The organism is Flavobacterium sp. Leaf359 (genome assembly GCF_001423985.1).
In the GTDB taxonomy this organism is placed as follows: domain Bacteria; phylum Bacteroidota; class Bacteroidia; order Flavobacteriales; family Flavobacteriaceae; genus Flavobacterium; species Flavobacterium lindanitolerans.
In genome coordinates this window covers 477,363-502,131 of the sequence record NZ_LMPW01000010.1, presented here as the reverse complement: position 1 = coordinate 502,131, position 24,769 = coordinate 477,363, and the positions used below count along the sequence as shown (strand labels likewise).

22 protein-coding genes and 1 tRNA gene are annotated in these 24,769 nt (G+C 38.4%); 4 read left to right on the top strand and 19 right to left on the bottom strand.

Annotated elements, in window-relative coordinates; genetic code table 11:
- Positions 1 to 6: 6 nt before the first annotated feature.
- From ASG38_RS06500 to mraZ, 16 genes are all read right to left on the bottom strand, one after another.
- Positions 7 to 837, bottom strand: coding sequence for a zinc-dependent peptidase (locus ASG38_RS06500; protein WP_056068334.1), 831 nt, complete (start codon positions 835 to 837; stop codon positions 7 to 9).
- Between the two features lie 60 nt (positions 838 to 897).
- Positions 898 to 971: transfer RNA gene (locus ASG38_RS06495), tRNA-Arg, on the bottom strand.
- Positions 972 to 988: 17 nt separating this feature from the next.
- Positions 989 to 1,435, bottom strand: a complete 447-nt coding sequence (locus tag ASG38_RS06490; RefSeq protein WP_056068332.1) for a GatB/YqeY domain-containing protein — start codon at positions 1,433 to 1,435, stop codon at positions 989 to 991.
- 184 nt (positions 1,436 to 1,619) lie between these two features.
- Entirely contained in the window at positions 1,620 to 3,551 is a 1,932-nt protein-coding gene (ftsZ, locus tag ASG38_RS06485; RefSeq protein ID WP_056068330.1) for a cell division protein FtsZ, read from the bottom strand.
- Positions 3,552 to 3,609: 58 nt separating this feature from the next.
- Positions 3,610 to 5,001, bottom strand: coding sequence for a cell division protein FtsA (ftsA, locus tag ASG38_RS06480; RefSeq protein WP_056068328.1), 1,392 nt, complete (start codon positions 4,999 to 5,001; stop codon positions 3,610 to 3,612).
- 3 nt (positions 5,002 to 5,004) lie between these two features.
- A complete protein-coding gene (locus tag ASG38_RS06475; protein WP_056068326.1) occupies positions 5,005 to 5,730 on the bottom strand; it encodes a cell division protein FtsQ/DivIB in 726 nt (241 codons plus the stop codon).
- Complete coding sequence (murC, locus tag ASG38_RS06470; protein ID WP_056068323.1) at positions 5,717 to 7,066, bottom strand: UDP-N-acetylmuramate--L-alanine ligase; 1,350 nt, start codon at positions 7,064 to 7,066, stop codon at positions 5,717 to 5,719. Before murC ends, ASG38_RS06475 begins: the two co-directional genes overlap by 14 nt.
- 167 nt (positions 7,067 to 7,233) lie before the next feature.
- A complete protein-coding gene (murG, locus tag ASG38_RS06465) occupies positions 7,234 to 8,334 on the bottom strand; it encodes an undecaprenyldiphospho-muramoylpentapeptide beta-N-acetylglucosaminyltransferase (protein WP_056068321.1) in 1,101 nt (366 codons plus the stop codon).
- Positions 8,335 to 8,564: 230 nt separating this feature from the next.
- Positions 8,565 to 9,878: an FtsW/RodA/SpoVE family cell cycle protein gene (locus ASG38_RS06460; RefSeq protein WP_056068319.1), complete on the bottom strand. Its 1,314-nt coding sequence runs from the start codon at positions 9,876 to 9,878 to the stop codon at positions 8,565 to 8,567.
- A gap of 41 nt (positions 9,879 to 9,919) precedes the next feature.
- A complete protein-coding gene (gene murD / locus ASG38_RS06455; protein WP_056068317.1) occupies positions 9,920 to 11,257 on the bottom strand; it encodes a UDP-N-acetylmuramoyl-L-alanine--D-glutamate ligase in 1,338 nt (445 codons plus the stop codon).
- On the bottom strand, positions 11,258 to 12,481 hold the full coding sequence (gene mraY / locus ASG38_RS06450; protein ID WP_056068314.1) for a phospho-N-acetylmuramoyl-pentapeptide-transferase: 1,224 nt from the start codon (positions 12,479 to 12,481) through the stop codon (positions 11,258 to 11,260). It abuts the gene before it with no gap.
- Between the two features lie 7 nt (positions 12,482 to 12,488).
- Positions 12,489 to 13,952, bottom strand: a complete 1,464-nt coding sequence (locus tag ASG38_RS06445; protein ID WP_056068312.1) for a UDP-N-acetylmuramoyl-L-alanyl-D-glutamate--2,6-diaminopimelate ligase — start codon at positions 13,950 to 13,952, stop codon at positions 12,489 to 12,491.
- Positions 13,949 to 15,946, bottom strand: a complete 1,998-nt coding sequence (locus tag ASG38_RS06440) for a penicillin-binding protein (RefSeq protein ID WP_056068309.1) — start codon at positions 15,944 to 15,946, stop codon at positions 13,949 to 13,951. Before ASG38_RS06440 ends, ASG38_RS06445 begins: the two co-directional genes overlap by 4 nt.
- Positions 15,937 to 16,284, bottom strand: coding sequence for an FtsL-like putative cell division protein (locus tag ASG38_RS06435; protein ID WP_056068307.1), 348 nt, complete (start codon positions 16,282 to 16,284; stop codon positions 15,937 to 15,939). Before ASG38_RS06435 ends, ASG38_RS06440 begins: the two co-directional genes overlap by 10 nt.
- A gap of 108 nt (positions 16,285 to 16,392) precedes the next feature.
- Positions 16,393 to 17,301: a 16S rRNA (cytosine(1402)-N(4))-methyltransferase RsmH gene (gene rsmH / locus ASG38_RS06430; protein WP_200937029.1), complete on the bottom strand. Its 909-nt coding sequence runs from the start codon at positions 17,299 to 17,301 to the stop codon at positions 16,393 to 16,395.
- Positions 17,276 to 17,749: a division/cell wall cluster transcriptional repressor MraZ gene (gene mraZ / locus ASG38_RS06425; protein ID WP_056068305.1), complete on the bottom strand. Its 474-nt coding sequence runs from the start codon at positions 17,747 to 17,749 to the stop codon at positions 17,276 to 17,278. Before mraZ ends, rsmH begins: the two co-directional genes overlap by 26 nt.
- Positions 17,750 to 18,179: 430 nt before the next feature.
- Here mraZ and ASG38_RS06420 point away from each other — a divergent pair, with 430 nt between their 5' ends.
- Positions 18,180 to 18,944 (top strand): alpha/beta fold hydrolase, encoded by a 765-nt coding sequence (locus ASG38_RS06420; RefSeq protein WP_056068303.1) that lies wholly within the window; start codon positions 18,180 to 18,182, stop codon positions 18,942 to 18,944.
- A gap of 98 nt (positions 18,945 to 19,042) precedes the next feature.
- Positions 19,043 to 19,663: a ribosome biogenesis GTP-binding protein YihA/YsxC gene (gene yihA / locus ASG38_RS06415; protein ID WP_056068301.1), complete on the top strand. Its 621-nt coding sequence runs from the start codon at positions 19,043 to 19,045 to the stop codon at positions 19,661 to 19,663.
- 49 nt (positions 19,664 to 19,712) lie between these two features.
- On the opposite strand, the gene gldC is transcribed toward yihA, so the two are convergent.
- Positions 19,713 to 20,051: a gliding motility protein GldC gene (gene gldC / locus ASG38_RS06410; RefSeq protein WP_056068299.1), complete on the bottom strand. Its 339-nt coding sequence runs from the start codon at positions 20,049 to 20,051 to the stop codon at positions 19,713 to 19,715.
- Complete coding sequence (gene gldB / locus ASG38_RS06405; RefSeq protein WP_056068297.1) at positions 20,051 to 21,010, bottom strand: gliding motility lipoprotein GldB; 960 nt, start codon at positions 21,008 to 21,010, stop codon at positions 20,051 to 20,053. Before gldB ends, gldC begins: the two co-directional genes overlap by 1 nt.
- A gap of 125 nt (positions 21,011 to 21,135) precedes the next feature.
- On the opposite strand from gldB, the gene nadE reads away from it, so the two are divergent.
- Both nadE and ASG38_RS06395 read left to right on the top strand, forming a co-directional pair.
- Entirely contained in the window at positions 21,136 to 21,942 is an 807-nt protein-coding gene (gene nadE, locus ASG38_RS06400) for an NAD(+) synthase (RefSeq protein WP_056068295.1), read from the top strand.
- 83 nt (positions 21,943 to 22,025) lie between these two features.
- On the top strand, positions 22,026 to 22,655 hold the full coding sequence (locus ASG38_RS06395) for a response regulator transcription factor (RefSeq protein ID WP_056068294.1): 630 nt from the start codon (positions 22,026 to 22,028) through the stop codon (positions 22,653 to 22,655).
- Between the two features lie 2 nt (positions 22,656 to 22,657).
- Here ASG38_RS06395 and dnaG read toward each other — a convergent pair whose 3' ends face one another.
- Positions 22,658 to 24,634, bottom strand: coding sequence for a DNA primase (gene dnaG / locus ASG38_RS06390; protein ID WP_056068291.1), 1,977 nt, complete (start codon positions 24,632 to 24,634; stop codon positions 22,658 to 22,660).
- Positions 24,635 to 24,769 lie beyond the last annotated feature (135 nt).

The following is a 24,769-nucleotide window of genomic DNA, read 5'->3' as shown; positions in this document are numbered from 1 at the left end:
ATGCAATTAATTCAGATATTCCTCTTTAAAATTAATCATCTTTTTTACCCTTTCATATAATTCAGGGTGTTCTTTCCTGAAAACCTGTGGAGACTCAAAAAAGTGTTCCAGCAATACGGCCAGGAACTCAAATTTATTTTCATACGCATATTCGCGAAAATAGCCTCTCTGAACCAATTCTAACGATAATGCGGCATCATCATAGTATTTTACAATTTCGTTGAACTCATCGTAAAATATGGACGCATTAGGGTCGCCATTTGTCTTTTTAGAATGGAAATGGAGTACATGCGCAAATTCGTGCAATCCTAAATTTACATTATCGTTTGTTGTATTGTGTCCTGAAAGAAAATCTTCCCAAGAAAAAACTACTGCTTTCAGCCGCAGGTTAAATTCCCCTTTATGGTTTTGCTGTGTTATGACAGACGTATATTGGCCAGGATAAATAATGATTTTTCTAAACAGCGGTGTAAGATAAAACCGCATTCCGAACGTCAGCATAACATAGGTTCCGGCAATCATGGCTTTCATTTCTTCTGTAACAGAAATGTCTTTGCCATGAAATTGGTAATTCATCAGGAATGACTTGACACGGTGCTCAAAATAGACTTTTCTCTTATCAGAAAGCTTTCTGTAAAAAGAAAATTCTCTTTCCAGAATCTGTCTTTGAAATGGTATTACTTTTTTAGGAACGGGATACCAATGAATATATAAAGGCTTATTAAAAATCAGCACGTAAGCCGGCTCAACAAATAGCCTTATAAAGCCTGCAATTACTAAAAGGATTACGATTGCCGCAAGCAAAAAAGTTAAAACAGTAAAAATGGCTTCACTCATGTCCTGAATTTATTTTTTGGAAATAAAAAAGGGACTAAATCAGTCCCTTTAAAAAATCTGTGACCCTGGAGGGGTTCGAACCCCCAACCCTCAGAGCCGAAATCTGATATTCTATCCAGTTGAACTACAGGGTCAGTTTAGATTTTAAGTTTTATGACAATAATTTCTTCACGATTGTAGAAATGGTCTTACCGTCAGCCTTGCCTGCCAATTCAGCAGAAGCCTGCCCCATAACCTTACCCATTGAAGCCATTCCTGAAGCACCTGTTTCAGCAATAATTTTAGCTACAACAGCCTCTACTTCTTCTTCGCTTAATTGGGCCGGAAGAAATTTCTCAATTACAGCAGCCTGCTGCAATTCCGGTTCTGCCAAATCAGGTCTGCCTTGCTCAGTAAAGATATTGGCACTGTCTTTTCTCTGTTTTACCAAACGTTGCAAAAGCTTGATTTCATCATCCTGAGTAATTTCTTTTGCTCCTGAGTCTGTTTGCAGAAGCAACAATGCAGACTTTACAGCTCTTAACGATTCAAGGCTTACTGTATCTTTGGCTCTCATCGCCGTTTTGATTTCTTCGTTGATTTTATCTTGTAAGCTCATTAGTATGATTCTTTTCTATTTACAAATTATCTAAAAATCAGGCAGATAAACTTTTCAGATTACAAAACATTATTATTTCACGCTCTAAATGCTTAAATGCTTCTTTTAAACTTGTTGCGAAGATAAAAAAAATAACCCGAAAATCAATTGAATTTTCGGGTTATCGGGTTTTGGTTTGAGTTAGTTAATCTACATTGTCGTGAAGAAAGGAGTTATTTGAACGCAATTGTAAATCGTCGTTACTGTCCGTTCCTAGTGACATCCTAGATTTGCTATTATCAGCCTGGGTATGATTCAAATCAATTCCCATTCTTTTGTAAGCTGGTTCTTTTTCGAACTCATCAACTCTTGATGGATTGTTATGGAATTTATAGTTAAATTCTTTCATCTTCAATCTTCTTTCATCAGCTCTCTTTTTCAAAGTCTGCTCGATAGTCATTTCAAGAGGCGATATTTCTTCAAAGGCAGTATTGTTGAATTTAGGCTCTTCTACCTTCATTTTCAAATCCAATTCTTTATCTACCGGCTCCTCAACTTTAGCTACCGGTTTTGACTGAATCAGTTCGTTTTCAACTTCCATATATTCTTCCAAAGAATATTTCACAATACCTTTTTCGTTCAATTCTGTTACAGGAACCACCTGAACCGGCTGGTTTACCTTAATATCCTTAGTCTCGTTTGACAATTCGAAAAGAATTCTGTCTTCTTTTGGCTCTTCTGCTTTTTTAATTGGCAGGTCAAAAGAGAAAGTAATCTGCTCTTCTTCTTTGTAGGCCACAAATTCCGGCTCACGAACTTCCATTTCTCTCACTTCCGGAGTCGTAATATAAAATTCATGCTCACTGATAGGTGATACTATTTGAAATTCAACATCGATATTTTTGATGAATTCAGTCGTTTTTATCAAATCAGAAACAATTTCCGGCTCTTCAACTTTTGCATCTGCTACTTCAAAATCTTCCAATGCAAAAACAATCTTTTCTTCAGTCTCTTTTTTTTCTTCTACTGGAGCCGGCGAAAAATTGAATGATGGCACTACTTGTTTTTGTGACAGGTCTCGCCCCATTTTTTGCTCATCCTCTAAAGCGTGGATAATTTTTTTTGGTTCCGTATTAACGATTTCGTTTTGCTGTTCTACATTAAATCCCGTAGCGATAATCGTTACAGCAATAGAATCTCCAAGTGCTTCATCTTCACCAACCCCCATAATTATGTTAGCATTAAAGCCTGCTTCCGTCTGGATATGGTCGTTGATTTCTCCGATTTCGTCAATAGTAATTTCATTGGTTCCAGAAACGATAAGCAACAATACGTTTTTGGCTCCGGTGATTTTATTATCATTCAACAATGGAGAATCTAAAGCCGCGATAATCGCTTCTTTGGCACGATTTTCACCAATTGCTGTAGCAGACCCCATAATTGCAGTACCGCTATTTGACAATACTGTTTTGGCATCTTTTAAGTCAATATTTTGAGTATAGTGGTGCGTAATTACTTCGGCAATACCTCTTGAGGCTGTTGCTAAAACTTCATCCGCTTTAGAGAAACCCGCTTTAAAGCCCAGGTTTCCGTATACTTCTCTTAATTTATTATTGTTGATTACGATAAGCGAATCTACTTGTTTTCTCAATCGTTCAACACCAACCAAAGCTTGTTCAGAACGGACTTTTCCTTCAAACTGGAACGGAATGGTAACGATTCCAACTGTAAGAATGTCTCTCTCTTTAGCCAACTGAGCAATTACCGGTGCGGCTCCTGTTCCGGTTCCGCCTCCCATACCAGCCGTGATGAAAACCATCTTGGTATTGCTGTCCAACATTTTTTCAATATCGGCAATACTTTCTATAGCTGACTGCTGCCCAACTTCAGGATTTGCCCCTGCTCCAAGACCTTCTGTAAGGTTCACACCTAACTGAATCTTGTTTGGAACGGCGCTATTTTGCAATGCTTGAGAATCTGTATTGCAAACGATAAAATCCACTCCTTTAATCCCTTGCTGAAACATGTGGTTGATTGCGTTGCTTCCGCCTCCTCCAACACCAATTACCTTAATTACATTTGATTGATTTTTAGGTAAATCAAATGAAATGCTTCCAAAATCTGAGTTGCTCATCATAATATTTGGTTTTAATTTCTTTTCCTTTTCTTTTTAATTTCTGTCTGGCAATTACGCCCTATTCTGCATTGTCTAAAAACTCTTTTATCTTGTCGATGTATTTGTCAAAGAATGACTTTTTCATCCTGCCTTCTGTAGAAACAGATTTGGCCTGTTCTACTTTTTTAGGCTGCTCTTCGATTACTTCTTCTTCATAATGGTTAGAAGTTTCTACAACCACTTCTTTATGAACCTGAACCGGAGGCGCTTTTTCAACTTCTACCTGATTCAACGGAACCGCGCTTCTGGTATTGTTTCTGATACTGTTCATCACCAATCCAACAGCAGTAGCATACAACGGACTTGAAATTTCCTCATCTGAATTTCCTGCCAGATGTTCATTTGGATAACCGATTCTTGTATCCATTCCGGTAATATATTCTACCAATTGCTTGATATGCTTTAATTGGGCTCCTCCACCTGTCAGAACGATTCCTGCTATTAGTTTCTTACGAGGGTCTTCGTGTCCGTAGGATTTGATTTCTGTAAAAACCTGGTCAATAATCTCCACCACACGGGCATGGATAATCTTTGATAAATTCTTCAAAGAGATTTCTTTCGGTTCTCTTCCTCTCAAGCCCGGAATCGAGACAATTTCATTGTCTTTATTTTCGCCCGGCCATGCTGAACCAAACTTCACTTTTAAAAGCTCTGCCTGTTTTTCTATAATGGAACATCCTTCTTTGATATCATCGGTAATTACATTTCCGCCAAAAGGAATTACTGCCGTGTGGCGAATAATTCCGTCTTTGAAAATAGCAAGATCTGTAGTTCCACCTCCAATATCAATCAGGGCAACGCCCGCTTCTTTTTCTTCCTGGCTCAATACCGCATCTGCAGAAGCCAATGGTTCTAATGTCAAACCTGACAAATCAAGACCTGAACTCTTAATGCAGCGCCCAACGTTTCTGATAGAAGAAGCCTGTCCAACCACAACATGGAAGCTCGATTCAAGTCTTCCTCCATACATTCCGATTGGTTCTTTGATTTCCGCCTGTCCGTCAATTTTAAATTCCTGCGGCAGGACATGGATGATTTCTTCACCCGGAAGCATAGCCAGCTTGTGAACCTGATTGATTAACAAATCAATATCATTTTCACTGATTACTTCTTCAGGATTGCTTCTGCTGATGTAGTCACTGTGCTGAATACTTCTGATGTGCTGGCCGGCTATACCCACCACCACATCTTTTATTTTATAACCCGAATCCACTTCAGCTTCATGCACAGCCTGTTGGATGGATTGAATTGTCTGTGTAATATTGTTAACAACACCTCTTGCAACACCCAGGCTCTTGGATTTTCCAACACCCAAAATTTCAAGTTTTCCGTATTCATTTTTCTTGCCAATCATAGCGACAATCTTGGTTGTCCCAATGTCTAAACCTACTGCAATGCTCTCTTTTTCCATATCCTAATTTTTGGTGCACACTACCTGTTGCGTAAACTTCAGATTTACTGTCTTGTATTTATTTATCAAACTGTCCTGAATTGCCTTTTGAAAAAAGGCTTTATAATTCTTGAACTTCCTATCTACATTGATGGTTCTTCCGAAATCGATAACATAATCAAAATTTCTGTTCATCATTTTCAGGCTTCCATTCGGCAAAACCTGTATGGCAATGATATTTTTATGCAAAAACTCATCGTCATAGATGTAACGAAAAACTTTGTTCAGTTCTTCTTTATTTTTACTGCTAATCACCCCCGTAACCATTGGAACTCTGGCAGTGAAATTATCAGATAACGGCATCTCATGTCCTTCATAATCAATATAAAAAGAACCGTTATCGTCAAACACCCGGGCTACCGGCGTCTTTTGTTTCACCACTGCTTTTAGGACACCATCAACACTCACAAATACGTCACACTTTTCGATCATATTGTGATTATTGAGGTTTTTCTCCAACTTATTCAAATCTAACTCATCTTTTTGAATGCTCGTAGGGGCTGCATTATTTTCTATTAACAATTTATTAACCGCTTCTTGTGTAATAAAAGGGCTGTTTTCATTGACAAATTCCACTACAGATTTTTTCAATTTTCGCTGTTCATTTCTCTTCGAAGTAAATGAATACAGAAAAATTACCAATGCGAACATCAGCACCAATTTAATGTTTGTCCAGTTAAACTTTTTCATGCAAAGCCTGCTTAATTGGTTTCACTAATTCTCCTATATCACCTGCTCCTATTGTAACAACAACACGGGCATCACTTTTCAAAATTTCCGAAATCAGGCTGTCTTTTGACACCAGTTTTTTATTCGGATTGTCAATCTTCCCCAGCAACCATGCTGAATTTACTCCTTCTACCGGAAGTTCTCTTGCGGGATAAATATCCAACAGGATTACTTCGTCAAAAGCCGAAAGACTTGAGGCAAAACCATCGATAAAATCCCTGGTTCTGCTAAACAGATGAGGCTGAAAAACAGCCAGAACCTTGTCTTGCGGATAGAGTTCAGAAACCGCCTGATGTACTGCGTTTATTTCCGTCGGATGATGGGCATAATCATCAATATAAACCCTGTTTTTTTCTTTAATCTGATAGGAAAACCTACGTTTTACACCCTGAAATGAAAATAATGCTTTGGCAATGGCTTCGGTCGGGGTGCCGTAGGTATATGCCATTGCCAAAGCGATAAGGGCGTTCGTTAAATTGTGTTTTCCCGGCAAATTGAACCGTATGTCTTTTATAACTTCTGACGGTGTCTGTACGTCAAAAACATAAGTGCTGTTTTCAATTCGTATATTGAAAGCTTTATAGTCTGCTTCATCATTAACTGCAACGGTGATTCCTTCAAGCGGAAGTCCTTTTGCAACAAATAGTTTTTTCTTGTCTTTTATCTTATCGGCAAATTCTATAAACGATGCTTCAATAGAAGCCGTATCGCCATAAATATCCAAATGGTCCGCATCCATAGATGTCACGCAGGCGATGTCCGGATATAGGTGCAGGAAGGAACGGTCGAATTCATCTGCTTCAACAACCGTTACGGTTTTTCCGCTGCCAATCAGGTTGGAATTATAGTTTTCTACGATTCCTCCCAAAAATGCCGTTACATCTGCGCCACTTTCATATAGGATGTGCCCTAAAATACTTGATGTAGTGGTTTTCCCATGTGTTCCCGCAACTGCAAAACAAAAGGTGTCTTTTGTAATTATCCCCAGTACTTCGGCTCTTTTTTTGACCTGATATTCTCTTTCCAGAAAATAGTTCCATTCTGAATGCGTTTTTGGAACCGCCGGGGTTATTATAATCAGCGTGTTTTCTGCATAATAGTCTTTGGGAATCAAAGAAATGCTGTCTTCAAAATGAATTTCGATTCCAAGAGCTTCCAATTCTTTTGTCAGCTCAGTTTCCGTCTTGTCATATCCAGATACGTTTTTACCGATAGCCTTGAAATAGCGCGCCAAAGCACTCATTCCGATGCCACCGATTCCGATAAAATAAACGTTATGTATCTGATTCAAATTCATTTTTTTTTATTTTTTAGTCTAATGTTACAAAGTCTTAAAGTTTTAAAGTCTTAAAGTTTTAAAGTCTTAAAGTCTAAAGATTTTTGCCTTTATGACTTTTGTCTTAACAACTTTTGTCTTAACAACTTTTGTCTTTATTACTTTTGTCTTAACAACTTTTGACTTTATTACTTTTGACTTTCAATTAATTTTATTATTTCATCAACAATGTCTTTTGTTGCATTTGGCATTGCCATTTTTTTTATGTTTTCCCCCAGGCTTTCCTGTAAGGCTTTGTCTTCCAAAAGCTTGTTAAAAGTTGAAGTGAATTGGGTATCCAATTCGTTTTCCTTCATCATCAGCGCTCCTTTTTTATCAACAATAGCTTTTGCATTTTTTGTCTGATGGTCTTCAGCCACATTAGGCGATGGAATAAAAATTACCGGTTTCCCTACCAAACACAACTCAGAAACAGACGACGCTCCTGCTCTGGATAATATCACATCGGCGGCTGCATATGCCAAATCCATCCTGTCAATAAATGCCTTTACCTGTACGTTTTCTTTTTCATTGAAGTGTTTGTATTCTTCAATATAGAATTTTCCGCATTGCCAGATTACCTGTACTTCTTGGGATATAAAATTCACCAATTCTTTTGCAATTAGCTGGTTGATTCTTCTGGAGCCTAAACTTCCACCCAAAACCAGTAACACTTTTTTATCCGGGTCCAGTTTAAAATAGTCCCTGCTTTCTTTTTTCTTTCCTTTTATGTCTATCAAATCCTGACGGACCGGATTTCCTGTGAAAACTATTTTGTCTTTTGGAAAAAACCGTTCCAGATTTTCATAAGCCACACATATTTTGCTGGCGTTGCCGCTCAGCCACTTGTTTGTAATTCCCGGATAGGAATTCTGTTCCTGTATTACAGTCGGGATTCCTGCCGAGCCTGCTGCCTTTAACAATGGCCCGCTGGCAAATCCTCCTGTTCCGATGGCTACATTTGGCTTAAATTGCTTTATAATTTTTCTTGATTTAAGCAAGCTATCCATAAGCTTAAAAGGAAACATCATGTTGTCAAGCGTTAGCCTTCTTTGTATTCCTGCAATCCACAATCCTTTGATAGGATAACCGGCCTGCGGAACTTTTTGCATTTCCATCTTGTCTTTTGCTCCTACGAATAGGATTTCACAATCCGGAAAACGGCTTTTTAATTCATTAGCAATGGCAATTGCCGGGTAAATATGCCCGCCAGTTCCGCCTCCGCTTAATATGAATTTTAATTTCTGCATTTTTATTTTCTTTTGTACAGATTACTCTGCCCTCTTAAATCTTATATCTCAAATCTTTTTTTTGCCACTGATTACTCAGATTACACAGATTCTCTTCAAACTGCTATCATAAATCTTAAATCAACAATCTCAAATCCCAATTTCTTTTTTTGCCACTGATTGCTCAGATTACACTGATTCACTTTTCAAACTGCATCTTAAATCTAAAATCTGCAACCTTAAATCTCGAATCACTTCCCCATCACCGCTTTCATCGGGTTGTCGCTGACATCTTCAATTGCATATTGCGGCTCTTTATTTTCAACAGCCGTATCTTCATCCGGATTGTTTTCACCATTCATTTCCCTTTCAATCAATCTTTGAAGCGCTTCTTCTCTTTGTGCCCTTTCAAGATTTTCCTGAGCAATTTCCTCATCTTTCTTGGTCACACTTAATATAATTCCTAACGAAACACAGGTCATCCAGATTGAACTTCCTCCGCTACTTATCAGCGGCAAGGTTTGTCCCGTTACCGGTAATAATTCAACAGCTACTGCCATATTTATTAATGCCTGGAATACAATTGGAAATCCTAACCCAACAACCAACAGTTTTCCAAACAGCGTATTTGCCTTATGCGAAGCAATCAGGAACCGGATGAAAAGCATGATGTATAAGAACATTACCGTGAGCGCTCCAAGCAATCCATTTTCTTCTACAATAATCGCATAGATAAAATCTGAAGACGACTGTGGCAGAAAATTTTTCTGAATGCTTTTTCCCGGACCTACACCATAAATTCCGCCTGTGGCTATTGCAATTTTTGCTTTTTCAATCTGGTAGTTATCTTCATCCGGCTTGTCGCTTGTAAAATTTTCAATACGGCTAACCCAGGTATCTACACGGTTGGGAAAGGCATCCGGAAATGCTTTTGCCATAAGGATAAAAAAGGTAAGACCAACGATACCGGCACCAATAACAAGCCCCAGATATTTCAAAGGATATTTACCTACAAAAACCAGCATAACCACCATCGAAAATATCAATGCGGCGGTAGAAAAGTTGGCAGGTAAAATCAGCATAATGATTGCAAAAACAGGAAGCCATAACTCTATTACGGATTTTTTAAACGTATCTTCTACTTCACGTTTTTTAGCCAGGTATCTTGCCACATAAATCATCAGCACCATAGAAGCCAATGTTGATGTCTGGAAACTGATACCCACAAACGGAATCTGAATCCAGCGGCTTGCGTTTGCGCCGCCTATTGTTTTCCCTTGCAAGAGCGTATACAGCAACAGCAATCCTACGATTGGCAAAGCAATCATAGAGATAGCTTTGAAATAATGATACGGAATTTTGTGCACCATATAGACTATCAGGAATCCGATTCCAACGTGTGCAAAATGCTTTATCAAAAAACTCATAGTGTTTCCTGACCCGTTTGCACTGTATGCCAAATTACTACTCGCGCTGTAAACAGGCATAAACGAAATCAAAGCCAACAGGGCGATGAATGCCCAAATGACCTTGTCTCCTTTAAGATTGTTTATAAACTCTTTCATAATTCCCTTTCTTTATTTTCTTTATCTAAAAACAGTAATCGTTACAGATTTTGGACTGCCTGCTTGAATTGTCTTCCTCTGTCTTCATAATTTTCAAACAGGTCAAAGCTGGCACAAGCCGGAGAGAGCAATACCGTATCGCCTTTTTCTGCCATTCTTTGTGCATATTTTACAGCATCTTTCATGTTCTGTGCTTCAATCAGCTCATCAACAACATCACCAAAAGCATCAATAATTTTTTTGTTGTCAATACCCAGACAAATAATTGCCTTTACTTTTTCGCGTACCAAAGGCATCAATTCCGAATAGTCATTGCCTTTGTCAACACCACCTACAATCCATACTGTTGGGGTGTTCATACTATCCAAAGCATAAAATGCAGCATTTACATTCGTCGCTTTTGAATCGTTCACATATTGCACGTTTTGAATTTTAAGCACTTTTTCCAAACGATGCTCTACACCCTGAAAATCAGAAAGGCTTTCACGGATTGTGGATTTTCTGATTCGCAATAATTGCGCAACCGTAGCGGCTGCCATTGCATTTTTCACATTGTGTTTTCCTTCTAAGGCTAGTTTGTCTTGTGGCATAACAAATTCTTCGTTATTGATGTTTATATTGATTGTATCTTCTTTTGCAAAAGCTCCGTTTTCTATTGTTTTTGTCATTGAAAAAGGCAGCAGTTGCGCTTTTGTTTTATTCATTTTAAGCCAATTATGGATGGCTTCGTCATCAGCATCATAAATCAGGTAATCTTCTTCTGTCTGGTTTTCCGTTATCCTGAATTTTGAGGCGATGTATTTTCCGTAATCGTAATCGTACCGGTCTAAATGGTCTGGGCTGATATTGGTGATTATGGCAATATGCGGCTTGTAATCTATAATTCCGTCGAGCTGAAAGCTGCTTAATTCAAGAACGTATATGTCATGTTTTCCTTCTGCTACCTGCCAGGCGAAACTTTTGCCTACATTTCCTGCCAATCCTACATTGAGTCCTCCCTGTTTCAGCAAATGATAGGTCAGCATGGTGGTAGTGGTCTTTCCGTTACTTCCCGTAATGCCAACCGTTATCGCTTTTGTGTACTGGGCTGCAAATTCAATTTCAGAAATGACCGGTATGCCTCTCTCCACAAGTTTTTTTACTATTGGAGATTTTTCAGGAATTCCGGGGCTTTTCATCACCACATCTGCATTCAGAATCAAATCTTCCGTATGCTTTTCTTCTTCCCATTTTATGCCATGAAGACCAAGAACTTCTTTATAATTGTTTTTTATTTTCCCAAAATCCGACACAAAAACGTCGTATTCTTTTTTCTTACCGAGAATTGCCGTGCCGACACCGCTTTCTCCACCTCCTAAAATGACCAGTCGTTTTTCCATTTACCTTAATTTTAGGGTTACGATTGACAGAATTGCCAATAAGATTCCCACGATCCAGAAGCGGGTTACAATCTTACTTTCGTGGTAACCCTTCTTCTGGTAATGGTGATGCAATGGCGACATCAAAAATATTCTCCGGCCTTCGCCGAAACGTTTCTTTGTATATTTAAAATAAGACACCTGTAATACGACGGAGAGATTTTCTGCGAGGAAAATACCGCACAATACCGGAATCATTAATTCTTTTCTGACTGCAATAGCTAAAACAGCGATAATTCCACCTATGGTTAAACTTCCTGTATCACCCATAAATACGGTTGCCGGATAGGTATTGTACCAGAGAAATCCGACGAGTGCTCCGACAAAGGAGGCGATATAGACCGTCATTTCGCCCGAATTCGGGATATACATTATGTTCAGGTAATTCGAGAAAATAATGTTACCTGATACAAAAGTGAAAATTCCGAGTGCAATGACCGAAATGGCCGATGTTCCTGCTGCGAGACCGTCAATCCCGTCTGTAAGGTTGGCTCCGTTTGATACGGCAGTGATGATAAAAATCACAACCGGAATAAAAATCAGCCAGGCATAATCTTTATAATTATCTCCTGCCCATGAAAGCAGTTCTGCATAATCAAATTCGTTGTCCTTGAAAAACGGAATTGTTGTAGCGGTAGATTTTTCTTCCAACGGAACAGCTGAAACGGTTGTCTGATTTGTAGCAAAAATATTAGTGTTGCCTGTATCCGTTCTTACCGTAACACTTGGATGGAAATACAAAACTGTTCCTACAATCAATCCCAAACCAACTTGTCCGATAACTTTAAATCTCCCTTTAAGCCCCTCTTTATCTTTCTTGAAAATTTTAATATAATCATCTATAAATCCGATGGTTCCCATCCAAAGCGTAGTGACAATCAGCAGCAGGATATAGATATTATTCAATTTGGCCAATAAAACGACCGGTACTAACGTAGCGACGATGATAATGAGCCCTCCCATGGTAGGTGTTCCTGCTTTTTCATTTTGTCCTGCAAGACCCAACTCTCTAACCGTTTCACCAACCTGCTGTCTTCTCAAAAAGTTGATAATTTTTTTACCAAAGACTGTTGAAATCAATAGCGAAAGTATGATTGCCAGTCCGGAACGAAACGTTATGTATTGGAAAACTCCTGTTCCCGGAATGTCCATCTGGTCTAAATAGTCAAATAGATAGTATAGCATAGATTCTCTATTTATTCAATTGTTCTAAAAGTTCTGTTACAATTTTCATGTCGTCAAAGTCATAGCGCACACCATTAATTTCCTGGTAGGTCTCATGTCCTTTTCCTGCAATCAGTATAATATCGTTTGGCTGTGCCAACTGGCAAGCTGTTTTTATAGCCTGCTTTCTATCTACGATAGCCAGTGTTTTTTTATAGTTTTGGGGCTCAACGCCTTTTTCCATTTCTAAAATAATTGCTTCAGGGTCTTCCGTTCTCGGATTATCTGAAGTCAGTATTGCCTTGTCACTCAATGTTGACGCAATATTGGCCATTATTGGGCGCTTGGTCTTATCTCTGTCGCCACCACAACCTACAATTGTTATGAGCTGCTCATTTTTAGTCCGGATATCGTCGATTGTCTTCAGTACATTTTCTAAAGCATCCGGTGTATGTGCATAATCAACAACAGCGGTAATATTTCCTTTAGAAACTATATACTGGAATCTCCCCGACACACTTTCCAGTTCAGACAACAACCTCAAAACTTCCATAGTATCCAGTCCTAATTCGACAGCCGTTCCATAAATAGCCAGCAGATTATAAGCATTAAAATTTCCTATCAACCGAACCCAAACTTCCTGTTCGTTAATTTTCAGCAAAAGTCCGGAAAGCTGGTTTTCTAAAATCTGCGCTCTGTAATCGGCATATGATTTTAGGGCGTAGGTCAGCTTTTTTGCATTGGTATTCTGCAGCATGACCGGTCCGTTTTTGTCATCGATATTTACCAGAGCGAAAGCACCTTTTGGCAACTGGTCGAAAAATGTTTTTTTGACATCGCGGTATTCTGCAAATGTTTTGTGATAATCTAAATGGTCATGCGAAAGATTTGTAAAAACTCCTCCTGCAAACTGTAATCCTTCAGTTCTTTTCTGTGCGATTCCGTGCGAGCTTACCTCCATAAAGCAATATTCTACTCCCACATCGTTCATTTCTTTCAGGAACTTATTAATTGTAATGGAATCTGAAGTAGTAAGCATCGATTTGTATTCCACATCGTCCACCACATTTTTTACCGTAGAAAGCAATCCTACTTTATAACCGGCTTTTTTGAACAATTGATAGAGCAGGGATGCAATGGTTGTTTTTCCGTTTGTTCCTGTAATACCTACCAATTTCAAATTAGCCGATGGATTTCCATAATAGTTCGAAGCAATAAAAGCCAAAGCTCTGTTCGTGTCTTTTACCTGCACATAAGTCACCCCTGAAACTATATTCTCCGGAAAAGTATCACAGATAATTGCTATTGCTCCTTTGCTTATAGCTGTTTCTATATATTCATGTCCGTCTGCAACAGTACCACGAATAGCTATAAATACATCATTATTTTCAATTTTTCTTGAATCGAAATTGATGGCATTGATAGCAATTTCCGTCGAACCTTTTACAGCTTCAATTGCAACTTTGTATAATATATCTTTTAGAATAATCACGATAATTCTAATATTATGGTTCTGTTTTTTACTATGGCTTCACCCGGCGGGATGGATTGTTTTTTCACTTTTCCGATTCCGATAACCTTAACTTTCATTTTCATGTTCTCAAAAAGCGCTACGGCATCCATTCCTGCCATTCCCTGCACATTCGGGATTGTTTCTTTCGAAACCAAATCGGAATATTTTGCATAATTCTTTTCCTGATTGATGCTTTTTCTATTCAGGTTTTTAATTTCATTGGTTGACGGTACATCGGTAAAAATCTTCTGAGCGATTCTTTTGAAAACCGGTCCGGACACATCACCTCCATAAAAACCTTTGCTTTTGCTTGGTTTGTGGATGATGACAATACAGGAATATTTTGGATTGTCTGCCGGAAAATATCCTGCAAATGACGAAGCATAATACATTGCATCTGTATGTTTTCCTTTGGCATAATCTACCTGCGCCGTTCCTGTTTTTCCTGCCATTGAAAAGTCTTTGGAATACAATTTGGAACCCGTTCCTTTTTTTACCGTATTTTCAAGAACTTTTCTGACTTTTTTCAAGGTTTCATCAGAACATATTTTTGGGTTGATGACTTCCTTGTCAAATTTTTTGATGGTTTTGTTCCATTCTTTGATTTCTTTTACAAAGATTGGCTTCACCATTTCACCATTATTTGCAACGGCATTATAAACCGTAAGCGACTGCAATGGCGTCATTGAAACCCCATAACCAAAAGCCATCCATGGAAGTGACGTACCATTCCATCGTTTTGTTTTTGGCTGTGGAATAAACGGAACACCTTCGCCTTTGAAAGGCAACCCTAACGGCTTGTTAAGTCCCATTTTATTAATTCTTCCGACAAACTCCATCGGGTTGTCCTTATAATTTTCATAGACCGCCTGCACCATCACTGTATTGGAAGAAAGTTCAAAACCTCTTGCCAATGAAACTTTTCCGTAGCCGCCTTTTTTCGAATCTCTTACGTGTCTGTTATGGTAGGTAATGTCACCACCACGACTGTCATATATCTGGCTTGTATCTACTTTTTTATCATCCAAAAGGGCAATCAGGTCTATCAGTTTGAAAGTAGAACCCGGTTCATGAGATTCTGCCACTGCATAATTCAGCGTTTCGGAATAGCTGCCGTCTTCTGTCCTTCCAAGATTTGAAATCGCCTTTACTTCGCCTGTTTTGGTTTCCATCACAACCACACATCCGTGTTCTGCTTCATAATACTCCAACTGCTTTAGCAAAGCATGGTGGGCAATATCCTGTATGTAAACATCAATTGTAGAAATAATGTCATATCCGTCCTGAGGCTCTACCTGGTTGTTATCGCTGATTGGCTTCCATTGTCCTTTGGCGATTTTCTGCTTCAGTACTTTTCCGTCCTTACCGTTGATATAATCTTTAAAAGCCCATTCGATTCCTTTTCCATCAACTCCACCGTCTACATATTCCCTTTCATAACCAATGGTTCTTTGGGCAATCATGCCAATTGGATGTTCCCTTACCGTTTTCTGCTCTGCAATCAGGCCACCTTTATTGGCTCCCAAATTAAACAGTGGAAAAGTTTTCACTCTCATATATTCAGTGTAACTCAATCCTCTTGCCAACAGCATATATCTGTTTTTATTGGCTTTTGCCTTACGGAATTCATTGAGATAATGAGAACTTGGCTTACCTAACAACACCGAAAGTGAATCGGAAAGCGCCTCAATATTTTTATTAAAATCTTCCTTTTTAGGTGCTACGGCATCAAACCGGATAGTGTAATTTGGAATGGAAGTAGCCAAAAGACTTCCGTCTGCAGAATACACATTTCCTTTGTTGGCAGGAATCACAAAATTTTTCACAGTGCGGTCTTTCGCCAGCTTCCTGTAATAATCACCCTCAACCCACTGAATATTGGTTAGCTTTACGATTATTCCAGTAGCCATCACCACGATTGCAAATGCAACGAGGTAAATCCTGTAAGAAATATTTTTTTCTTCTACTGCCATAACTTTTCAAAAAAGCCTTTTTCTTTTTCTTTTAATACCTTAATTTTTTTTGGGGGAACAGATGATGGAAAAATTCCTTTGACTTCCATTTTCTGGGAAATTGTCGATTCCATTTTCAGCTTCATCAACTCAGAGCGCCTGTCTACAAATTCCGAACGCAGTTCTTTTACTTCTTTATCCAACTCGGTAATCCTGTATGTTTTCTGCTCGTAATTGTGGGAATTTGCAATCATTATCAAAGCCAGTACAATCAAAAAGATGATGAACTGCCAATTTTTAGCCGCATCATCATTAATGAGAAATTTTGCTTTTAATATGCTGTAGATTCCACCTTTCATTTCCTGATTTATGATTTTGGATTTTTTGATTTATGATTTTGGATTTACGATTTTGGCTGGTTGGACCCATTAACTAAAATCTTAAATCATAAATCTTACATCTAAATACTATATCTTTTCTGCTATCCTCAATTTTGCACTTCTCGCCCTGTTGTTTACCCTGATTTCTTCTTCATCAGGAACAATCAATTTCCCTATTGTTTTGAATGGAACCGAGAAATTCCCGAAGAAATCACGTTCCGGCTCACCTTCAAACATTCCGTTTTTGATGTATCTTTTCACCAAACGGTCTTCAAGAGAGTGATAGGAAATCACGCTCAGGCGTCCGCCCGGTTTTAATATTTCCAGAGATTGCTCTAAAAACTCTTTTAAAACATCCATTTCCTGGTTTACTTCAATACGGATAGCCTGATACATCTGCGCCAAAATCTTATTGCTTTTGTGCGCCGGCAAAAAACGACCCAAGACTATCTTTAATTGCTCTGTATTTCTTATGTCACCGTGCTCTCTGGCTTCTAAAATCACTCTTGCAATGGCAGGAGCATTTTTCAGCTCACCATAGTCATAAAACACACGACGCAGGTTTGCCTCGTCATAACCATTAACTACAGCATAAGCACTCAAATCATTTTTTTGGCTCATTCTCATATCCAGCTCCGCATCAAAACGCGTTGAAAAACCTCTTTCCGCCACGTCAAACTGATGAGAAGACACCCCTAAATCAGCCAAAATTCCATCAACGCTTTTCACATTGTGGAATCTTAAAAACCTTTTGATAAACCTGAAATTCTCATTAATCAGTGTAAATCGGTCGTCATCAAGAGCATTCGCCAACGCATCTTCATCCTGGTCAAAAGCAAACAGCTTTCCTTCAGGCCCTAAACGCCTCAGGATTTCTTTTGAATGACCGCCGCCTCCGAAAGTCACATCCACATACACTCCATCTGGCTTGATATCCAAACCGTCTACAGTTTCTTTCAGCAAAACCGGATTATGATATTCCATTGTCGTCATCATTTATATTTCCCATTACATCTTCAGCCAAATCTGCAAAATCTACATCATCGCCTGAAATTGATTTTTCATACAAGTCCTTATCCCAGATTTCGACAATATTTACCGCCGAAGACAATACCAAATCTTTTGAGATATTTCCAAAAGCCGTCAGGTCTTTCGGAATCAGAAGCCTTCCCAGATTATCAATCTCCACCACTTTCACTCCGGCAGTAAAGCGTCTGATGAAATCATTGTTCTTCTTCACGAAGCGATTCAGCTTATTGATTTTCTGCATCATCAAATTCCACTCTGCCATTGGATAAAGCTCCAAACAAGGCTGAAACACGGAACGTTTCAACACGAAACCATCATTCAATGAATCCGTAAGCTGCTTTTTCAAAGGAGCAGGCAGAAGCACACGCCCTTTGGCATCTATCTTACATTCATATGTTCCGATAATGGTATTCAATGAGTTACGTTTTTCATTGTTTCATAGCAAATGTAGAAAAATAATTACCACAATTTACCACAATCTACCACTTTGTTGATAAGTTTTACCACATTGCATTCGAAATCGACACAAATCAGCTACTCAAATATCAGGTTTTATTGCTAATATTTTAGCTAAATTTAATTTTGCCGATAAATTCAATAAGAGATTTGTGATTTACATTAAAAATTTTACGCATTTTTAAAAACGAAACCACAAGAATAAAAAACCGAAATAATTGACTAATACCACTTTAGGTTCTGAAGACGCAGAAAAAACGTTTTCGTTAGAAATTACTTACAGCATTAAAAAATAAGCTGAAATTTTAAAAGTAAATTATCAATACAAAAATTCGTTTTTATCTATAAAATCATATATTTGTGTGAATTTGAAATGCCTAAAACAATCAATGGAAGAACACTTAATAAAAGAAGGTAAATACAAATATTTTGAAACCGGTGAAGGAACACCCATCGTTATCCTTCATGGACTTATGGGAGGATTAAGCAATTTTGACGGCGTTGCAGAATATTTCCCAAAACAAGGATATAAAGTCGTCATCCCCGAATTGCCCATCTACACGCAAAGCATCCTAAAAACCAATGTAAAAGCCTTTGCCAAATATGTTAAAGATTTTATTACCTACAAAGGTTTTGAGCGTGTGATACTTTTAGGAAATTCATTGGGCGGCCATATTGCCCTGTACCACACCAAAATGTATCCTGAAAAAATGCTTGGACTGGTAATAACAGGAAGCTCGGGTCTTTATGAAAGCGCTATGGGTGACAGTTATCCGCGCCGAGGCGATTATGAATACATCCAGAAAAAAGCCGGCGATGTTTTTTATGACCCAAAAATAGCCACCAAAGAAATTGTTGATGAAGTCTATGCCATGGCCAATGACAGAATCAAATTAATCAAAACCTTAACGATAGCCAAAAGCGCCATTCGCCATAACATGGCAAAGGATTTGCCAAAAATGCACGTTCCTACCTGCATCATTTGGGGGAAAAATGACAAAGTAACACCTCCGGAGGTTGCTGAAGAATTCCACCAGTTATTGCCAAACTCAAGTCTTTACTGGATTGACAAATGCGGACATGCCCCAATGATGGAACACCCGGATGAATTCAACAGATTGATGCACGATTGGCTGCAAAAGACACATCTATAATTTTTTAGCCTATATAAATAACCGCGGTTTTACGGATTCCTTTCCAGAAAACCGCGGTTATTTTTTTTGACTACCTTTGCAGAAATCGAATAACTGTTATGAAAATCAATTCCGCCGAATTTATTATAAGCAATTCCGAAGTCAGTAAATGTCCTCAGGAACGCCTTCCTGAGTATGCGTTTATTGGAAGGTCGAATGTAGGGAAGTCTTCCCTAATCAATATGCTGACCAATCATAAAAATCTGGCAAAAACTTCTGGAAGACCCGGAAAAACACAGCTTATCAATCATTTTAAAATCAACAGCAACTGGTTTTTGGTGGATTTACCGGGTTATGGTTATGCCCGGGTTTCAAAAAAGACCAAGGAAGTATTCCAGAAATTCATTACCGATTATTTTGAAAAGAGAGAGCAACTGGTCTGCGCTTTCGTATTAATCGACATCCGTCTGGAAGCACAGGCTATTGATTTGGAATTCATAACTTATTTGGGAGAAATTGAAGTTCCTTTCTGTATCATTTTTACCAAAGCCGACAAAATCAGCAAGACTAAAATCGATTCACACGTAGCTGCCTATCGCAAAAAGCTTCTGGCGAGCAATTGGGAAGAAATGCCTCCCTATTTTATCACCTCCTCTGCCGATGGAACCGGAAAGGAAAAGTTGCTAACCTATATAGAAGAAATCAATACGGAAGTATTCAAAGACCTGAATAATTTTTAAAAAAAAGCGGACTCGATATGAGTCCGCTTTTTTTGCATTGCGGCAATACTTATTTTGCTTTCAAATCCATTTTTTCTGCAAAATAATCGCAAAAATCTCTCATGGTATCTGACATTTTCTCATCGTCTGTAGCTCTTTGGAAAGTGTCTGCCATTGCAACAAGGCTTTGGTGAAAGAATTTCTTCATTTCATCAACCGGCATGTCCTTTGTCCAAAGGTCGATTCTCATCGTTTCCTGCACGTTGCTATCCCAGAATGAAAGCATCATCGCTTTGGATTCTTCCTGAACTACGCCACCATCCTGGGCTGCCCAGAAAAGTTTTTCCGGCACTCTGTTTTCATCTAGTTCAACTGTTATTTTTATTTCAGAGGTTATTTTTTTAGACATTACTTTTTAGGTTTGTATTTGGATTTATCAAAAATTTCTTTTGCATCGGTCTGCAATAATTGCTGCAAAGATACGTCATTGTTTTTCATATAAGAACGAACTATCTGCCATCCAATCCATCTTCCTATCTGTCCCGGAGATTCGTTATCTATTTCCAGATAAAATTTGGAGAATGGTGCCGGATTGATAAATCTTCCCGGCAATTTAGGGTCAGAATCGTATAATAGTTTCTCATCTACAAAATAACGCCAGATGTATCCTTCATTTTCCTGGCTCCATACAATCTGTTCCGGCGTATAGCCAATTTTATCTGCATCTGAAATCTGCGGAATCAACAGGTCTTTCATGTACAATTCTTTACCAAAGTAAATCATCTGCGAAAGCAATGTTCTGTCTGTTGGCGGTACAATTTTTCGTATTGCAAAACTCGAAACCACATCTGAAAGCAGTTGTGATTTTTCAAAAGTCTTTCTTTGATATTCCGGAAAACCAGTATAAAACTCATGGTCTTTGCCCAGATACACATCTAATGAAAGAATCAGAAGGCTGTCTGTATAGATGACTTTATTATCCGTATCTACTTCCGAAATCAGTGTTACGACCTTTGGCAGTCCCGTTTCCGGGAAATAATATTTAATATGACGGAAAAGCTCTTCTAAATCGCCTCTTTCTTTCTGAAAATTACCAAATTTTTTCTGAACCTCATCATGCACTTGCTTAAGCAACGGGTTTTTCATCTTATTGGTCCAAACCGTATCTTCATTTCCTGCGGGAAAAAAATACGGGAATTGGTGTTTTATTTTTGACAGCTCATTCGGGTCCGATTCATAAAAAATCTTATCAAAACGTTCTACAGTAAGCTCCACCGGAACTTCTTCTATTGCTTTTTCCACTTTATCTTTTTTGTCACAGGAGACGAAAAACACAGCGAACATCAATAAAAAGGCAAGTTTTCTCATTTATATTTTTGTTAGTATTTTTGTATTAAATCTTAACCTTAAATTATGAATTGTTTTTTTTAACTTTAATAGGCGAAATTTAAAGTGCAAATATACACTTCAACAATCTAATTAATAAAATTGTAATGCAAAAAAACAATACGCTTCAGGCTGAAAAGGTTACCACCCACATTGTAAATTGGCTTAAGGACTATGCTACAAACGCAAAAGTAAATGGTTTTGTTGTTGGAATTTCCGGCGGTGTCGATTCTGCTGTTACTTCTACACTATGTGCCGCTACCGGCATGCCAACCCTCTGTGTCGAAATGCCTATCCATCAGGCACCAAGCCAGGTTTCCAGAGGAAGGGAGCATATTGAGCAATTAAAAAAGAAATATCCGAATGTAGAAAGTGTTGAAACCAATCTGACGACTGTTTTTGAGATGTTTAAAAGTGTAGTTCCCGCCAGCAATGATGAAAAAAAATTACACCTCTCTCTCGCCAACACCAGGGCACGCCTGCGTATGACTACTTTATATTATCACGCCGGAATTCACGGAAGGCTGGTTGCAGGAACCGGAAATAAAGTTGAAGATTTCGGGGTAGGTTTTTACACAAAATATGGCGATGGCGGTGTAGACGTAAGTCCTATTGCTGATTTGATGAAATCTGAAGTGTATCAGCTTGCGGAATACATGGGGGTTCCTGAATCCATTCTGATTGCTGCTCCAACCGACGGGCTTTTTGGAGACGACAGAAGCGACGAAGACCAGCTTGGCGCAAGTTATGATGAATTGGAATGGGCCATGAAGGCCGTTGAACAAGGAAAAGAGGCAACCGATTTTACCGGAAGAAAAGCAGAAGTTTTTTCAATCTATAAAAGACTTAATTACGTAAATCAACATAAAATGATTCCGATTCCTGTTTGCGAAATTCCGAAACATTTGAAATGATTTTCACACAACTTTATTTGATTTGAAAAAATTTAACTAAATTTACTATAGATTTATCAGTTTAAATTTAAAAAAAATGAATTATGATTAAAATATGTTTAGCCGATAATCATCCCATCGTCCACTACGGGATTAAATCCTACTTTAAAGACAATTCAGAAATCAGCATTGTTGGCCATGCTGAAGACTTTACTACTTTAGAAGATATTCTTAATAAAAAGTCTGTTGATATTGTTATTTTGGATTTGGATTTGGAAGGTCTGTCCAGCATCAACCTTATAAAAGGAATGGTTAAAGATTATCCTTCAACAAAGATTGTGATTTTTACAAATCTTTCCGAGCAAATGTATGCCCCGAATGCTCTGAAAGCAGGTGTTTCAGCCTACATCCACAAAACTTCCAAGTTAGAAAATCTTGCATCCGCATTGATAAAAGTTTACGGAGGCGCTGTTGTTTTTAGCGAAACCGTAAAGAAAAATCTTGCCCTGATTGGAAAAAGAAACAAATCAGAGCGTTTGTACAGAAAACTTTCTACACGTGAAATTGAGGTATTACGCTATCTGAGCGATGGAAAAAAGAATAAGGAAATTGCCAAAATTCTTGACTTAAACGAAAAAACAGTGAGCACTTACAAATTAAGGCTTCTTACGAAATTAAATGTAACCAACCTGGTCGACTTGGTTAATAAGGCAAAAACGCTTGAAATAGTCTGATTTTAGCTATAACGCGACATTACTCTGCCTAGTTTGGATGAAAAAGAATTGATTAGTTTATAATAATCCATAGCCATAGATAAGGTTTCCGTATTATCTGAATCCGGACCCGATGTTATGCTCCCTTTCAACTCCTCTATAATCCTGTCAACAAGATACCACCTCAACGTCAGGATTGTTTCGGAAACATATTGTTCAATGGTTTGGTCTTTCTGCTTTACTATAATGTTTTGACCTTCCCAATTGTGAAGAACTTCCCTTTCTTCATGCATCAATATGTCTGTCACTTCTTGCGCTAATTCCGGCGCAAGATGCATGAGATAGTGTTCTGTATTAAATGATTCATTCTGGTGGAAATAATTCACCATATCGTTATATATTTCCCGGAATAACGGATTTGCCAATTCAACTTCGTCTTCCTGAAGACTCAGATAAATTCTTTGGTAGACCTTATACTCCTTTTTTTCCGTAACTTCTTCTATCTCACCTTCCTCATTTGCACGGAGTATCACATCTTCAAATTCTTCGGTCTTATTTCCATAAAGCAAAAGAATTTCTATTATTTTTCTTTCCAGTTCATAGAGTACATCTATTCTTTGTGACTGTTCCGTATTCTCATTTTTGACAACTTCAAAAGCCTTCTGCTCCTGTTTCTGCTTCTTACCTGTCTCAACTACGTCTTTCTGAATGAGCTGCGCCAGTGTATTGACCAAAACCTGTTCAGAAATATCCATGATTCTTGCCGTCTCCTGAAGGTAGATTTCGCGTTGGATTCTGTCCGGTATTTTTGAAATACTCGTAACCATATCACGAATGAGCCCCGCTTTTTTTACAGGGTCATTTTGGGATTCATCCATCAGGAGCGATGCCTTAAACTGAATAAAATCTTTTGCATTGGTATCCAGATAGCGGACAAGTTCCTCATAGGAATTTTTACGCGCAAAGCTATCCGGGTCTTCTCCCTGAGGAAACGTACAAACCTTTACATTCATTCCTTCTTCCAGAATAAGGTCAATTCCACGGATGGAAGCTCTCAATCCGGCTGCATCACCATCAAAAAGTACCGTAATATTTTTTGTCAATCGGTTAATCAGACGGATTTGGTCTGATGTCAGTGCTGTTCCTGACGATGCCACGACATTTTCTATGCCTGCCTGGTGAAATTGTATTACATCGGTATAGCCTTCAACCAAATAACAATTATCCAGTTTGGCAATGGATTGTTTGGCATAAAAGATTCCGTAAAGCACTTTACTTTTGTGGTAAATGTCGCTTTCCGGCGAGTTCATGTATTTGGCCGCTTTTTTATCGTTGCCGAGAATTCGGCCACCAAAGCCCAACGTTCTTCCTGACATGCTCTGTATAGGAAACATCACACGCCCTTTAAAACGGTCAAACTGCTTGTCTTCCTTAACAATAGTCAATCCCGTTTTTTCGAGATATTCCATCTTATAGCCTTTCCCTAATGCTTCTTTAGTCAAGGCATCCCAGGTATCAGGCGAATAGCCTAATTCAAATTTTCTTATTGTTTCGTTGGTAAAACCTCTTTCCTTAAAGTAAGAATAGCCAATTGCCTGTCCTTCTTCATTATTGAGAAGTATGTCGTGGAAATAGCGTTTTGCAAATTCAGAAACCAGATACATGCTTTCCTTTTCATTAGCTTCTGCTTTTTCTTCCTGCGACTGCTCTGTTTCTTCAATTTCTATGTTGTATTTCTTGGCAAGGTACCTGATGGCTTCCGGGTAGGTAAAATGCTCATGTTCCATTAAAAAAGCAACAACGTTACCTCCTTTTCCGGAACTAAAATCCTTCCATATCTGTTTTACAGGAGAAACCATAAATGAAGGCGAGCGTTCATCCGAAAACGGGCTCAGTCCTTTAAAATTACTTCCCGCTCTTTTCAATTGCACAAAATCACCAATGACCTCCTCAACACGGGCGGTTTCAAAAACGGTATCTATGGTTGTCTTGGCAATCAATGGCTAAAAAAATCAGGAATTAAGAGCCCAAAGATACGAAGATTTTGTCTTGCAGAATTCGGCAAACTATAAGAAAAGTGCTCATTTCCCAAAACAGGGAATGAGCACTTCTCAACGTATTCACTAACTTCAACT

Excerpts from the sequence above, each read along its gene's own strand:
- ASG38_RS06500 (WP_056068334.1), bottom strand. The coding sequence starts at position 837 with ATGAGTGAAGCCATTTTTACTGTTTTAACTTTTTTGCTTGCGGCAATC.
- ASG38_RS06490 (WP_056068332.1), bottom strand. The coding sequence starts at position 1,435 with ATGAGCTTACAAGATAAAATCAACGAAGAAATCAAAACGGCGATGAGA.
- ftsZ (WP_056068330.1), bottom strand. The coding sequence starts at position 3,551 with ATGATGAGCAACTCAGATTTTGGAAGCATTTCATTTGATTTACCTAAA.
- ftsA (WP_056068328.1), bottom strand. The coding sequence starts at position 5,001 with ATGGAAAAAGAGAGCATTGCAGTAGGTTTAGACATTGGGACAACCAAG.
- ASG38_RS06475 (WP_056068326.1), bottom strand. The coding sequence starts at position 5,730 with ATGAAAAAGTTTAACTGGACAAACATTAAATTGGTGCTGATGTTCGCA.
- murC (WP_056068323.1), bottom strand. The coding sequence starts at position 7,066 with ATGAATTTGAATCAGATACATAACGTTTATTTTATCGGAATCGGTGGC.
- murG (WP_056068321.1), bottom strand. The coding sequence starts at position 8,334 with ATGCAGAAATTAAAATTCATATTAAGCGGAGGCGGAACTGGCGGGCAT.
- ASG38_RS06460 (WP_056068319.1), bottom strand. The coding sequence starts at position 9,878 with ATGAAAGAGTTTATAAACAATCTTAAAGGAGACAAGGTCATTTGGGCA.
- murD (WP_056068317.1), bottom strand. The coding sequence starts at position 11,257 with ATGGAAAAACGACTGGTCATTTTAGGAGGTGGAGAAAGCGGTGTCGGC.
- mraY (WP_056068314.1), bottom strand. The coding sequence starts at position 12,481 with ATGCTATACTATCTATTTGACTATTTAGACCAGATGGACATTCCGGGA.
- ASG38_RS06440 (WP_056068309.1), bottom strand. The coding sequence starts at position 15,946 with ATGGCAGTAGAAGAAAAAAATATTTCTTACAGGATTTACCTCGTTGCA.
- ASG38_RS06435 (WP_056068307.1), bottom strand. The coding sequence starts at position 16,284 with ATGAAAGGTGGAATCTACAGCATATTAAAAGCAAAATTTCTCATTAAT.
- rsmH (WP_200937029.1), bottom strand. The coding sequence starts at position 17,301 with ATGATGACGACAATGGAATATCATAATCCGGTTTTGCTGAAAGAAACT.
- ASG38_RS06420 (WP_056068303.1), top strand. The coding sequence starts at position 18,180 with ATGGAAGAACACTTAATAAAAGAAGGTAAATACAAATATTTTGAAACC.
- yihA (WP_056068301.1), top strand. The coding sequence starts at position 19,043 with ATGAAAATCAATTCCGCCGAATTTATTATAAGCAATTCCGAAGTCAGT.
- gldC (WP_056068299.1), bottom strand. The coding sequence starts at position 20,051 with ATGTCTAAAAAAATAACCTCTGAAATAAAAATAACAGTTGAACTAGAT.
- gldB (WP_056068297.1), bottom strand. The coding sequence starts at position 21,010 with ATGAGAAAACTTGCCTTTTTATTGATGTTCGCTGTGTTTTTCGTCTCC.
- nadE (WP_056068295.1), top strand. The coding sequence starts at position 21,136 with ATGCAAAAAAACAATACGCTTCAGGCTGAAAAGGTTACCACCCACATT.
- ASG38_RS06395 (WP_056068294.1), top strand. The coding sequence starts at position 22,026 with ATGATTAAAATATGTTTAGCCGATAATCATCCCATCGTCCACTACGGG.